Here is a 12,173-nt window from a genome sequence, read left to right as displayed (position 1 = left end):
CAGCCTATCCGCGACGCTCGGGCTCACTGTGCTTCGCTGCGCTGCTCGAGGACGTCGAGGTCCCGGACGGCATAGCGATGGTGCTCCCACTCCTCCTCGAGGATGGTGTGCAGGCAGGAGCGGACCGTCTCCGGATGCTGTGGCGCCCAGGGGTTCTGGCGCTGCTCATCCAGTGTGCCGACGCTCACCTCGGCGAGGAAGTTGCCCACCAGGGTGGTCCGGTCGCGTCGGGCAGCCAGCACCTCGGCATACGTCGGGGTCTTGGTGGTGAACACAGACATGTCGAGGCCGTCCTCGGCCGCGCCCTCGTTGGCCAGGGCGAGCGGGTGATAGGGCTGCTCGAGGCGCAGGACTGCCTTGCCCAGCCACGTGTCGGTGGCCATGACCAGGTGCCGCAGCGTCTGGCTCAGCGACCACTCGCCATCGACGGACTCATCCACCGTGCCGGCGGGCATCGACTCGGCGCACTCCAGGGTGGCGGCCCAGGTGTCCTGGAGTGCGGCCCAGGCAGCCTGAAGTCCAGCCGGGTCGCCGGCCCGCTGCAGTTCGCGACCGGGGAAGCGAGCGTTGAGCTCAGCCTCCACCAGCGGGATCACGTCGACGCCGTTGACCCTGAAGAAGTCACCTTCCCCGATCCAGGGTGAGTCGATCTCGACATTCATCACGTCACTGCCGCGCACCACCATCCCGGACAGGTCGCTGGAGGTGATGCGCACACCCCGCAGACGGCTGCGCTCAAAGCGGGCACCCGTCAGGTCCACCCGGTCAAACTCGGCTGCCGTGAGGTCGTCGTCCCGGCCGAAGCGTGTCATCTCTGATCTCTCTCAGTCGAAGGATGCTGGCTGGTCGATCGCATCCCGATGATCCTTCCACGCGAGTGTGTCGCTGGGCGAGGGCTGAAAGTGCTTCTTCGCTCAGACTGACGCCGCCGATCGGGCATTACGTTGGACGCATGATTGAGACACGGCCCGCGCTGACCACTGACGCTGAGGACATGGCCGAGGTGCAGAACGCGATCTATCGCGCAGGCCTGCGCGCGAGCGCGTCCGACGCAGCACTGGTTCGCGAGCGACACCTCGATCCGGAATACAGAATCGCGTGCACTGTCGCCGAGCGCGAGGGGCGGGTGATCGGTTTCCAGTCACTCAAGCGGGCGTGGCCCGGAAACCCCTACGACGTGGGTGAGGGGTGGGGGATCATCGGCACCCACATCCACCCTGAGGCTGGTCGCACCGGACTTGGTCGCCGTCTCTTCGCCACGTCTCTGGCAGCAGCGAAGGCCGAGGCACATCGACGCGAGCATCGGCAGCGACAACTCCGCCGCACTGGCCTACTACGCGGCCATGGGCTTCACGCCGCACCGGGAGGGAAGCGACACCATCCCGCACCGCTTCGACGTCCCATACCTTGCTCACAGCGGGCTCACCGGACACCCCGCGGAGGTGCTCATCCGTTTGGCAGGTTCCCCGCCACATCAGGGCCCAACTCCTTCGGCGCCGTCATGGCAGTCACGGGAGTGCCGGCACAACGGGCCCCGACGAGCCAGCCTCTGACCAACTCGCGGCCGCTATTTCAACATGAGCCCGATCAGCCGAACGTGGTCGGCAACTGCAGGGCGGAGCGCAACTTGTCTGCGAACGGGCGCCGTTCATCAACAGTGACCCAGCGCGCGTCGTCGTGGCGTTGATAGAGGGCGTCGTCGGCGAACCGCGGGAAGACGTGGACGTGCAGGTGCCACACGTCTTGACCACCTGCTGGCTCGTTGTGCTGTCGGGTGGAGGTCCCCTCGCAGCCATAGGCGACGCGCATCGCCGTCGCGACTCGCCGCACCCCGTTGTTGACACTCCGTTCGGCCGGTACTAATGTTCGCCCATGGCACGCACAGCCGCTGCTATCGTGGTATCGCTGCTCCTCATGGTGGTGCCCCATGCCGGGGACGTGTCCCCAGACGCACTCAAACGTGGCACCCCTGCGGCAGTTGCCGATGTAGCCGCGGGTCCTGGCCCGCAGTGGGCCCACCTGTCGTGTAACTGGGGATCTAGTGACACACGCGTTACCTATCAGATCCCATCGAGTCATTCGTACTATACGTCTGCTGCAAGTGCCGCGTACTCATGGAACAGCCTTAACACGGACATCTCGCTTCTCTGGACTAGTGCGACGTCTGCCGAACTAGTGCGACGTCTGCCGACATCCACATTCGAGCCAACTATTACGGAAATACCACATAGGCGGGACTCATGCATCGCCGGGGTAACCTAAACCTTGGTCCCGTCTGCTTATCGAACGGGACGTGGAGTCACTCGTCAATGCAGTTAACGCTGAATCGGGATTATACAGAATCGTGGAGCACGACGGAGCGGAAAGTCTATTGGGGTCACGAGTTCGGCCACGCGTTGGGGTTGGCTCACGAAACAAGTCAAACATTATGCGACAGCAATAATTCGCGCCCCATTGCGATAATGACGCCTACGCCTTGGTATTTGCTCTACCCTGGGGGGCCTTGCCCGTCGTACTCAACGCCTCGACCCGATGATCGGGCTGGGGTCGTGAATATTTACGGATGATCGGAGTCAAGATGTCTCGTTCTCCACGATACCGATGGGTGGCAAGTGCAGGCATCCTGTGTCTGGCTGCAACAGCATGTTCTGGCGCGTCGAGTGGTGTCGGCACAGGGGAGCACGATCAAGTCCTGACGCCGAGCGCTACGGAGGGCAGCATCCAGACCCCGCAGAGTGAAGAAACGACTAGCGATGGGTCGGCTGAATTCTCGCGGGTAAGGATGTACACGAGCCTCAAGGAAATGGCTCATGACAGCAGCACCATCGGGATTTTCCAGTCTACCGGGGTGGTCGATCATGACACCATTGCAGGCACGGCCATCGCAGTAGTGACGCTCGAACTTGCCGAGCCGATCGCCGGTGAGCGGCCCGAGCAGGTGCGTGTGGCGACGATTGCCCACGACGAGTCAGGGAGTCCCCTTCTGGGTGAGCCCGGCGAGTACCTGCTCTTCCTCAAGCCATGGGTCATCCGGGGGGAGCAGGTGAGCGACCGGTGGCTCGCCACCGACGATTGGTCGGGCATATACACCTCGGGTAACTCCGGCGGCAGTTGGGTGCGTTACGACAGCGAGGCCACCGAACTGCCCGAGTCGGTGAGCATCGCCGAGCTCGACGATCTGGCCACCCGCTCAACTCCGGAGATCGTCGCCGAGGTCGTGGAGGATCAGACTGTCCGAAGCCAGCGCTGATAACGGACCTGACTGAGCGGGTTGAACCTGGGTTGCGCAGCGACCATGACCTGGCCTGGGGCCGGGGTGAGTCCGTGGCCCAGCGTGCCGTTGGCGGTGAGGGGTGGGGGATCATCGGCACCCACATCCACCCTGAGGCTGGTCGCACCGGACTTGGTCGCCGTCTCTTCGCCACGTCTCTGGCAGCAGCGAAGGCCGCCGGGCTGAGGCACATCGACGCGAGCATCGGCAGCGACAACTCCGCCGCACTGGCCTACTACGCGGCCATGGGCTTCACGCCGCACCGGGAGGGAAGCGACACCATCCCGCACCGCTTCGACGTCCCATAGCTTGCTCGCAGCGGGCTCACCGGACACCCCGCGGAGGTGCTCATCCGCTCGGCAGGTTCCCCGCCACATCAGGGCCCAACTCCCTCGGCGCCGTCATGGCAGTCACGGGAGTGCCGGCACAACGGGCCCCGACGAGCCAGCCTCTGACCAACTCGCGGCCGCTATTTCAACATGAGCCCGATCAGGCGAACGTGGTCGGCAACTGCAGGGCGGAGCGCAACTTGTCTGCGAACGGGCGCCGTTCATCAACAGTGACCCAGCGCGCGTCGTCGTGGCGTTGATAGAGGGCGTCGTCGGCGAACCGCGGGAAGACGTGGACGTGCAGGTGCCACACGTCTTGACCACCTGCTGGCTCGTTGTGCTGTCGGGTGGAGGTCCCCTCGCAGCCATAGGCGACGCGCATCGCCGTCGCGACCTGCTGGGTGAGATCCCACACCGCATGACCGTCGTCAGCGTCCATCTCGTAGAGGTTCTCCACATGCCGCCGCGGGATGACCAGAGCTGCCCCCGGATTGGCGGGCCACCACTTGGGTGCGATGCGAGCGAAAGCACGATCGGTGACGGCGACGACGTCGCTGGGCTGGTTCCGATCGTTCCAGACACCAGCCTGGAGACGACAGAACGGGCAGGAGTAGCCAGCTGGTTCGTGGCTGGTCTGTCGCATCCGACGATCCTTGCGCCCCGGTGACACGGGCGAGACTTTGCCCGCCGGGACTGACAGCAGGAAACGGTTCTTGGAGCCTGCCGCGGCAGGCTCTAAGAACCGGGAGGTGCTCTCAGTTGACGGCTGGGCGACCCTGCGGCTCCGGTCCGCGTCCAGAGTTTGGCCTGACCGGGCAGCGTCAGGTCTGCGAGCGCAGATAGCGCCCGAAGTGGGGCACGGTGAAGGCGATCCGGCCGCGCTCGCCGGAGTAGATCAGGCCCTTCTTCAGCAGGGCGTCCCGCGCCGGCGAGAGTGATTGGGCCTTGCGTGCCAGGTGGGTCGCCACGTCGGAGGTGGCGACCGACTCGATCGCGTCCACGGAGTCCGGGTCCTCCTCGGCAGCCTGCGCCCCGAGGTCAGCCATGGCCCGCAGATACTCCCGCTCCCCCGGGGTCGCCCGCTCATAGCGCGAGCCGAAGAACCCGACGGCGAGCTCCTCCTCGGCCTCCGGGGCGGCGACCCGCACGTCCTCGTCAGTCATCGGGCTCTGCGGCGCGTGGTCCCACACGGCCTTGCCGTAGGCCTGGATGAAATAGGGATAGCCACCCGTCGCTGCATAGAGCGCGTCGAGGGCCTCGGTGGTGAAGTCTGCGTCCTCGTCCTGGGCCGGCATGCGCAGCGCCTTGTCCGCGTTGTCCCGGTCCAGCCGGTCAATGCGGGTGTAACGGAACAGCCGCTCGGAGTAGGACTTGCTCGCCGACAGCACCGCTGGCAGGTGCGGCAGGCCGGCGCCGACGACAATCACGGGCAGGGCCGACTGGGACAGCTCGTGGCAGGCGGCGCAGATCGCGGAGATGTCCTCGGGTGCCAGGTCCTGCATCTCGTCGATGAAGATCGCCACGCCCTTGCCCACGTCTGCCGCGAGCCCGCCGACGTCGGTGAGCAGCTCGACCAGGTCGATCTCGATGTCACCGGAGTCGGCGCGCCCGGCGATCGCGGGCACGTCGATGCCCGGATTCCACCGGTCGCGCAGCTTGGCGCCCGGCTGGTCACGCTGGGCAAACGCCTTGATCACCCCGAGCACGTGGTCGAGGTCCTCACCGCGCGGGTGACCGAGCTCGCGGACCGCCATGTGCAGCGCGGCGGCGAGCGGGCGGCGCAGCGCCTGGTCGGGGCGGGCCTCAAACTTGCCGGTGCCCCACCGCGCCCGCACCGCGGTCGAGCGCAGCGCGTTGAGCAGCACGGTCTTGCCGACACCGCGCAGCCCGGTCAGGATCATCGAGCGCTCGGGGCGGCCGCGCTGGATGCGCTCGAGCACCACGTGGAAGCGATCGAGCTGCTCGTCGCGACCGGCGAGCTCGGGCGGGCGCTGGCCGGCGCCGGGGGCATAGGGGTTGCGAATGGGGTCCACGATTGCAGCGTATCTGCGGCTCTACCGCAGAACTGATATTTCGGGATACTTCCCCATCGTGTGTTGCGTCCCGTCGGTCATCGGACGGCCGATTGGACTGTATGCCGCTCTCTCACCTGAGTGCTAGACGTCCAGATATCGTCCGATCAACTGGGCACTGTGGCCACTCACCTGTTAGTCAGGAAGCCCATCCCCGCAGGCCAGTGTGCTTCCAGGTAGGCGCGGTCGTGACCTCCCGCATCGAACCTGGTGGTCGCGTCGGGAAGCTGCTTCGCCAGGGACTGGTTGGTCGCCGCGAAGGTGTCGTCGTCTCCGCAGGCCAGCCAGACGGGCAACTCCCGCAGCGCGTCGACCCGGTCAAAGATGTCGTGCCGGGCAAAGTCGTCAGCGTCGTCGAAGGCCCCGGGGGCTGCCTCGTGAGCATCGAAGAACAACGCGGCGCTCACCGCCGCGACCCCGAGCACCCGCTCGGGTGGCAGGCGGGTGGCCAGCAGCAGCGCGCCGTAGCCGCCCATCGAGAAGCCGGTGAGCCCCAGCCGGTCGGTGGGGGCACCCGCCTGCTCGAGGGCAGGGAGCAGGTCCTCGAGCACCATGGTGCCCGTGTCGGTGCCGTCGGCACGGGCGTGCCAATAGGTCGTGCCGCCGTCGACGGCCGCCACCGCCACCCCGAGCTCATGAGCGAGTCGCTGGGCAAGCGGCGGGTCGAACCACATGCCGGCGTCCGCGCCGTGCCCGTGCAGCGCGACCACGGTCACTCTCGCCCCCTCGGGCAGTGCGAGCAGCCAGCGCGGCCGGTGCCCCGGCCAGTGCTTCGTGTCGAGCCGCCCCTCCTCGACCGGAGCCAGACCCTCTGTGGTCGAGCGGCAGGCCGACAGGCCGGTCATCCCCGCGAGTCCGGCCGCCAGGGTCAGGCCACCACGCAGCACCGCCCGGCGGGACGGGGCAGGTGACGGTGCAGACCACGGTGACGACACGGCATACAGTCTGGCCCCCGGTCGGCAAGCGGCGCAGCCGATGCTGCAGAGTCGTCCCGTGGATCTTGTGGTGACCGCGATCGTGCCGATCGTCCTGCTGCTCGTGTTGGGCTGGACGTTGCGCCACCGGTTGCTCACCGATCAGGGCTTCTGGAGCGGCCTGGAGTGGACCAGTTATTACGTCTTCATGCCGGCCCTGTTCCTCAGCTCGATCACCGGGGCGGACCTCGGGGCGGTCTCTCCTGTCCCGTTGATCGTCAGCCTGGCCGTGCCGGTGCTCGTGGCGACCGGTCTCGTGGTGCTGCTGCGTCGGCCGTTGCGTGCGGACGGCCCGGCGCTGACCTCGCTGGTGCAGGGCAGCATCCGGTTCAACACCTACATCGGCCTGGTGTTGGCTGCGGCCCTGCACGGCCGGGACGGGATCGCGACCTTCGCTCTGGCCGCCGCGCTGATGGTGCCGCTGGTCAACGTGATCTGCGTGAGCCTGCTGACGCTCCACGGAGATCACGGTGCCAACCGGCCCCAACTGTGGCGCGAGCTGGCGACCAACCCGCTGGTGGTCAGCTGCCTGGCGGCCCTCGGCCTCAATCTGCTCGGCCTGTCCATCCCCGGCCCGCTCGGCACGACGGTCGACCTGTTGGCGGAGCCCGCGCTGGTCTGCGGGACGCTGGTCGCCGGGGCCGCTGTCACACTGCGCATCGACCGGCGGGACGTGCTGCACATCGCGGTGACCTCGGTGTTGAAGCTGGCGCTGCTGCCGATCGGGGTCGGGGCCCTGGCGAGCACGCTCGGCATCTCTGGGGTGATGCTGGTCAGCGTGGTGATCATCACCGCGATCCCGACCCCGCCGACGACCTATGTGCTGGCCAGCCGGATGGGCGGCGACACCCGGCTGATGGCCTCTCTCATCGGGGCCCAGACCTGCCTGGCGATGCTGACGCTGCCCGTCATCATCCCGCTGGCGACGAGCTTCTAGCCCACGCGAAGGAGCTGACCCACAACCCGGGCAGCACCTCGCGGTCACCGGTTGGCATAGTCGTCGATCATGAAGTATTGATACTTCTCGGTTTATCCATAGACATCTAGATAGTGCGTGATCGACCGCAGTTGTCGTGTGACACAGTGGGCGACATGACCAGGGCTCGGCTGCTCAGCATCCCGATCGGAACGCGCGTGGTGGTGCGCTATCTCATCGAGGACGGCGAGCGCGCCACCGATGCACTGGGGGACCTGCTCGAGCGCACCGAGGGTGACGTCGTCATCCAGACCCGACGGGGCCCGGAGCGCGTGCCGCTCGGCCAGGTGCTGCTCGCCAAGCCGGTGCCGCCCCCGCCTCCACCACGGCCGCGGCGAGCGGGCAGCCCTGAAGCCCGACGTTCCGGTGAACCGATGAGCCGCGAGGAAGCCATCAGCATGCGGGGCGCGCATGCCACCGGCCCCCTGCCGCAGGACCAGTCGGCAAGCGACGTTGCTGAGCCTGGTGACAGTTCGTCGTGAGTCGAGTTTGACCGACGTGCTGCGGCCTTGTTGGGCTGCGGCTGAGGCTCGCCGCACGGCAGTCAGCTCGCCTCGGACAGCACGGCGCCCCATGTCGACCGGAGCACGCGCAGGCCCTCGCGGGTCACGACGAGGCCGCGCCGATGTCTCGTGCGCGCGACCCAACTCCGCTCGAGGAACAGGTCGGCGATCGCGGCACCGACCGAGCCAGCGACGTGCGGTCGGCGCTCCGTCCAGTCCGCGCAGGGACGGATCAGCTGCCTGCGCCGGGCGCGCAGATCGGCCACCTCGATGCCCTGGGTCTGCAGGTGGGCGACACCCTCCTCGGTGACAGCCGACAACTCCCCGTTCACCCAGCCCTGACCGGCCATCCCCTCGGCCAGTGCGACGCCGAGTTGTCCGGCGAGATGGTCATAACAGAGCCGTGCCTGAGCCAGCCCGCGCGCGTCCCTGCTCTGGCGGTAGGACACCGGCTCGGTGCTTGGGCACAGGTGGCCCAGCTGCTCCAGCGCCGAGGCGACCCCCTCGTCTGCCAGGGCATAGAACCGGTGCCGACCGTGCGGCATACAGCTGATCAGTCCGGCGTCGAGCAGGACCCGCAGGTGCTCGCTGGCGGTGGAGGCGCTCACTCCGGCTGCGGTGGACAACTCGCTGGCAGGGCGCGTGGACCCGTCCATCAGCAGGTTGAGCATCGTGGAGCGGACCGGGGCAGCGAGCGCGTGCCCGATCACCGACAGGTCGCGATTCATCCCCCCAGGGTAGGCGCGGGACAGTTCGGCCCACGCCGAAGCGTTGTGGCCCTAGATTCGGGATCATGACCAGACACACGTATGCAGCACACCTCACCTGGGCAGGGTCGACCGCGGACGGTATCCGCGGCTACAGCCGCCAGCACTCGGTGACCGCTCCCCCGGCAACCTCCGCACTGACCCTCAGCGCCGACCCCGCCTTCCGCGGGGACGTCGGCCTGCTCAACCCCGAGCAACTGCTGGTCGCGGCGGCTTCCTCCTGCCAGCTGCTGTCCTTCCTCGCGGTCGCGGCGCGCGCCGCCGTGGACGTGGTCGACTACGAGGACCGGGCCGAGGGCTTCATGGACGACGCCGACGTGCCGGCACGGATCTCGCGGGTCACTCTGAGGCCGCGGATCACGACCTCCGCCGACCCTGACCTGGTGGCCCGCCTCGTCCAGGAGGGCCACGAGTTGTGCTTCATCGCCAACTCGCTGTCTGGCGACGTGGTCGTCGAGCCGACCGTGGCGGCACCGTGAGGGCCGCGGACCTGGAGGTGCTGCTGGCCGACCACCCGGGGGCACTGGCCGAGCTCGGCGAGACGCTCGGGGCCGCGGGAGTCAGCCTGGAGGGCGGCGGGGTCTTCACGCACGAGGGCACGGCGATCGCACACTTCCTCGTCGACGATCCAGAGCGCGGACGGGACGTCCTGCAGGAGAACGGGATCGGCCCGGTGCACGTCCATGACGTCGTGACCCTGCGACTCGACCAGGAGGTGCCTGGTCAGCTCGGCGCGTTCACGCGGCGTCTCGCGGAGGCGGGGATCAACATCCTCGTGCAATACAGCGATCACGACCACCGGTTGGTGCTGGTCGTCGACCCGGCGCAGCACGGGCAGTGCGCCGACATCGCCGCGCAGTGGGACACCGAGCGGACCACCGACTGACGGCAGGGGCCGGGTCAGGTGAGTGACGGCATACGGCCCTCAGATGACGGACGGTTCGCTGCCGTCCTCGCTGCGCATCTGCTTGCCGGCAGCGGCCCAGGCGCGCATGCCACCGTCGACGTTGACCACGTCGAAGCCCTGCTGGACGAGCCACTGCACGACGCGGTCGGACCGGCCGCCGCTGCGGCAGATCACCGGGATGGTCTCGTCAGTGTCCGGGAGCTTGTCGAGGCTCTCCGGGACGGTGCCCATCGGGACGTGGATGGCGTTCGGGGCGTGGCCGGCGTGCCACTCGTTGTCCTCGCGGACGTCCACCACCACGGCGTCGTCGGGCAGGTCGGACACGGAGATCAGTGGTGTCTGGCTCATGCCTCCATGGTCACACGGACGGGCGGCTACTTCAGCAGCCGGCTCATCCGGCGGTCCGCCAGGGGCTTGCCGCCGGTCTGACAGGTCGGGCAATACTGCAAGGACGTGTCGGCGAAGCTCACCTCGCGGACGGTGTCGCCACAGACGGGGCACTCCTGGCCGGCTCTCCCGTGGACGGCCATGCCCTTGCGCTTGGCGTCCTTGAGCTCGGCGGCCGGCTTGCCCGAGCTGAGCGCAACCGCCGCCTGCAGGATCTGCCGCAACTCGGCATACAGCGTGTCGATCTGCTCCTCGGTGAGCTTGTCGGCGATCGCAAAGGGCGACAACTTGGCGGCGTGCAGGATCTCGTCCGAATAGGCATTGCCGACCCCGGCGATGGTGCCCTGGCTGCGCAGCAGGCCCTTGATCTGGGTGCGTTTGCCCGCCAGGATCTGCCCGAAGACCTCACGGGTGAAGTCATCGCTGAGCGGGTCGGGGCCGAGGGAGGCGATGGCAGGGACGTCCTGCGGGTCGTCCACGACATAGGCAGCCAGGCCCTTCTTGGTGCCGGCCTCGGTCAGGTCGAAACCCGACTCGTCATCCAGGCGCACCCGCAACGCGATCGGGGACTTGCCGGGGCGCACCCGTGTCGTGGGCAGCTTCTCAGAGAACCGCAACCAGCCGGCCCGTGCCAGGTGGAAGACCAGGTGGGTGCCGTCGACGTCCAGGTCGACGAACTTGCCGTGCCGACTGGCGCCGTCGACCGGCCGGCCGACGAGGGAGTCCGGCGGCGGGTTGAAGGTCTTGAGCACCGCGATGGAGCCGAGCTCAACGTCCGTGATCACCCGCCCCACGACCCGGCTGCCCAGGAAGTCGGTCAGGGCCTGGACCTCGGGCAGCTCAGGCATGTTCGACGCTCCGGGCTCGCCGCGTCAGGGGTGTCTTGGGGCGCAGCCGCGCCAGCTCGGCCCGGCTGCGAGTCAGGATGGCGTGCAGCCGGAACCCGTCGGGGGCGCGCAGCATCGGCACGCCGGAGTAGTCCTTGCCGAGCAACTCGTCGTTGGCGATCGGCAGGCCGTGGCTCAGCACCTGCTGGGCTGTGGTGAGCTGGCGGATCAGCACCGCCTCGACGGCATCCGGGTGCTGGCGGGTGAAGTCGCCATAGATCATGGGGTCGTGCTGGCCGTCGTCGCCGATCAGCACCCAGCGGATGTCGGGGAAGTCGCGCAACAGCCGGTGCAGCTCGGTGATCTTGTGCTCCTGCCCACTGCGGAACCACCCCGTGTTGGTGGCGCCCCAGTCGGTGAGCAGCAGCGGACCCTCGGGATATTTGTGTCGCCGCAGGAAGCGGGTCAGGGTCGGGGCGGTGTTCCACGCGCCCGTCGAGAGATAGAAGACCGGGGTGTCCGGCCCCTCGGCAACCAGCGAGCGCAGCAGCGGCGCCATCCCGGTCACCGGCTCGCGCGCCAGCTCGTCGCGGAAGAAGGTGTTCCACATCGCGATCATCAGACGGGGCAGGTGCGTGACCATCACGGTGTCGTCGATGTCGCTGACCACCCCGACGGTGGTCTGCGGGGACAGGATCCGCACGGGTACGCGCACGGTGTCGCCGTTGCCGCTGCGGATCACCGCGTCGTGCCAGCCCGGCTCCAGGTCATGCCCGTCGAGCTCGATGTCGAGATAGCCGCCGCGGTCCACGGTCGCGGTCAGCTCGGCCTCCCCCAGGGTGACGGTGACCGGGACGTTCTGGGCCGGGGCGGTGATGAAGTTGCGCCAGCCCCGGACCGCGTGCTGCAGGGCCCCCGCGGCCTGCTCGACCGCGTTGCCACCCACCGGCTCCGGGCCGATGTCGTCGTCGAAGCTGCCGGACTCTCGCGGTGCTCCGCGGCTGAGCAGCACGCGCGCCAGGATCCGGGCCTGCTCGGTCGTGCCATAGCCGGTGTAGCCGGTCACCCGCTCCTGCCAACCGCGCCGCCGGAGCACAGCCTCCACCCGCCCGACGAAGGCGTCCTCGAGCAGGGCTGCAATGTGCGGTCTCGCCATGCCC

The 12,173-nt window shown here is 68.1% G+C and carries 16 protein-coding genes; 7 read left to right on the top strand and 9 right to left on the bottom strand.

What is annotated here, in order from left to right:
* Positions 1-23: 23 nt before the first annotated feature.
* Positions 24-812 carry a DinB family protein gene (locus NF556_RS00855; RefSeq protein ID WP_252593619.1) on the bottom strand — a complete coding sequence of 263 codons (789 nt, stop codon included), beginning with the start codon at positions 810-812 and terminating at the stop codon, positions 24-26.
* A 23-nt stretch (positions 813-835) separates the two neighbouring features.
* On the opposite strand from NF556_RS00855, the gene NF556_RS00850 reads away from it, so the two are divergent.
* Positions 836-1,687 (top strand): GNAT family N-acetyltransferase, encoded by an 852-nt coding sequence (locus NF556_RS00850; protein WP_345780133.1) that lies wholly within the window; start codon positions 836-838, stop codon positions 1,685-1,687.
* Here NF556_RS00850 and NF556_RS00845 read toward each other — a convergent pair.
* Positions 1,588-1,929 carry an HIT family protein gene (locus NF556_RS00845; protein WP_256829852.1) on the bottom strand — a complete coding sequence of 114 codons (342 nt, stop codon included), beginning with the start codon at positions 1,927-1,929 and terminating at the stop codon, positions 1,588-1,590. The genes NF556_RS00850 and NF556_RS00845 overlap by 100 nt on opposite strands.
* Before the next feature lie 874 nt (positions 1,930-2,803).
* On the opposite strand from NF556_RS00845, the gene NF556_RS00840 reads away from it, so the two are divergent.
* Together NF556_RS00840 and NF556_RS00835 are read left to right on the top strand one after the other, a co-directional pair.
* Positions 2,804-3,250, top strand: a complete 447-nt coding sequence (locus NF556_RS00840) for a hypothetical protein (protein ID WP_252593618.1) — start codon at positions 2,804-2,806, stop codon at positions 3,248-3,250.
* A 74-nt stretch (positions 3,251-3,324) separates the two neighbouring features.
* Positions 3,325-3,579, top strand: coding sequence for a GNAT family N-acetyltransferase (locus NF556_RS00835; protein ID WP_252593617.1), 255 nt, complete (start codon positions 3,325-3,327; stop codon positions 3,577-3,579).
* Positions 3,580-3,760: 181 nt separating this feature from the next.
* Here the strand turns inward: NF556_RS00835 and NF556_RS00830 are convergent, their stop codons facing one another.
* From NF556_RS00830 to NF556_RS00820, 3 genes are all read right to left on the bottom strand, one after another.
* On the bottom strand, positions 3,761-4,243 hold the full coding sequence (locus tag NF556_RS00830; RefSeq protein WP_252593616.1) for an HIT family protein: 483 nt from the start codon (positions 4,241-4,243) through the stop codon (positions 3,761-3,763).
* 178 nt (positions 4,244-4,421) lie between these two features.
* Complete coding sequence (locus tag NF556_RS00825) at positions 4,422-5,633, bottom strand: ATP-binding protein (protein WP_252593615.1); 1,212 nt, start codon at positions 5,631-5,633, stop codon at positions 4,422-4,424.
* 167 nt (positions 5,634-5,800) lie between these two features.
* A complete protein-coding gene (locus NF556_RS00820; RefSeq protein WP_252593614.1) occupies positions 5,801-6,607 on the bottom strand; it encodes an alpha/beta hydrolase in 807 nt (268 codons plus the stop codon).
* A gap of 58 nt (positions 6,608-6,665) precedes the next feature.
* On the opposite strand from NF556_RS00820, the gene NF556_RS00815 reads away from it, so the two are divergent.
* Complete coding sequence (locus tag NF556_RS00815; RefSeq protein WP_252593613.1) at positions 6,666-7,583, top strand: AEC family transporter; 918 nt, start codon at positions 6,666-6,668, stop codon at positions 7,581-7,583.
* A 155-nt stretch (positions 7,584-7,738) separates the two neighbouring features.
* The gene (locus NF556_RS00810) at positions 7,739-8,104 is read left to right on the top strand and encodes a putative acetyltransferase (protein WP_252593612.1); all 366 of its coding nucleotides are present in this window, start codon (positions 7,739-7,741) and stop codon (positions 8,102-8,104) included.
* A gap of 62 nt (positions 8,105-8,166) precedes the next feature.
* On the opposite strand, the gene NF556_RS00805 is transcribed toward NF556_RS00810, so the two are convergent.
* Positions 8,167-8,853, bottom strand: coding sequence for an ArsR/SmtB family transcription factor (locus NF556_RS00805; protein ID WP_252593611.1), 687 nt, complete (start codon positions 8,851-8,853; stop codon positions 8,167-8,169).
* A 65-nt stretch (positions 8,854-8,918) separates the two neighbouring features.
* Between NF556_RS00805 and NF556_RS00800 the strand changes: the two genes are divergently transcribed.
* A complete protein-coding gene (locus NF556_RS00800) occupies positions 8,919-9,371 on the top strand; it encodes an OsmC family protein (protein WP_252593610.1) in 453 nt (150 codons plus the stop codon).
* Positions 9,368-9,778: an ACT domain-containing protein gene (locus NF556_RS00795; RefSeq protein ID WP_252593609.1), complete on the top strand. Its 411-nt coding sequence runs from the start codon at positions 9,368-9,370 to the stop codon at positions 9,776-9,778. The genes NF556_RS00800 and NF556_RS00795 overlap by 4 nt, the downstream gene beginning before the upstream one ends.
* A 39-nt stretch (positions 9,779-9,817) precedes the next feature.
* Here NF556_RS00795 and NF556_RS00790 read toward each other — a convergent pair whose 3' ends face one another.
* Genes NF556_RS00790 through NF556_RS00780 form a run of 3 tightly spaced genes read right to left on the bottom strand, consistent with a single transcriptional unit; the run spans position 9,818 to position 12,169 of the window.
* Positions 9,818-10,147, bottom strand: a complete 330-nt coding sequence (locus NF556_RS00790; RefSeq protein ID WP_252593608.1) for a rhodanese-like domain-containing protein — start codon at positions 10,145-10,147, stop codon at positions 9,818-9,820.
* 26 nt (positions 10,148-10,173) lie between these two features.
* Positions 10,174-11,034: an Fpg/Nei family DNA glycosylase gene (locus NF556_RS00785; protein ID WP_252593607.1), complete on the bottom strand. Its 861-nt coding sequence runs from the start codon at positions 11,032-11,034 to the stop codon at positions 10,174-10,176.
* Positions 11,027-12,169 (bottom strand): App1 family protein phosphatidate phosphatase, encoded by a 1,143-nt coding sequence (locus tag NF556_RS00780; protein ID WP_252593606.1) that lies wholly within the window; start codon positions 12,167-12,169, stop codon positions 11,027-11,029. Before NF556_RS00780 ends, NF556_RS00785 begins: the two co-directional genes overlap by 8 nt.
* Positions 12,170-12,173: the final 4 nt, after the last annotated feature.

The sequence above is a fragment of the Ornithinimicrobium faecis genome, from assembly GCF_023923225.1.
Classification (GTDB): domain Bacteria; phylum Actinomycetota; class Actinomycetes; order Actinomycetales; family Dermatophilaceae; genus Ornithinicoccus; species Ornithinicoccus faecis.
Note: the sequence above shows the minus strand (reverse complement) of the source record. Positions and strands in the feature narration are given on the sequence as shown.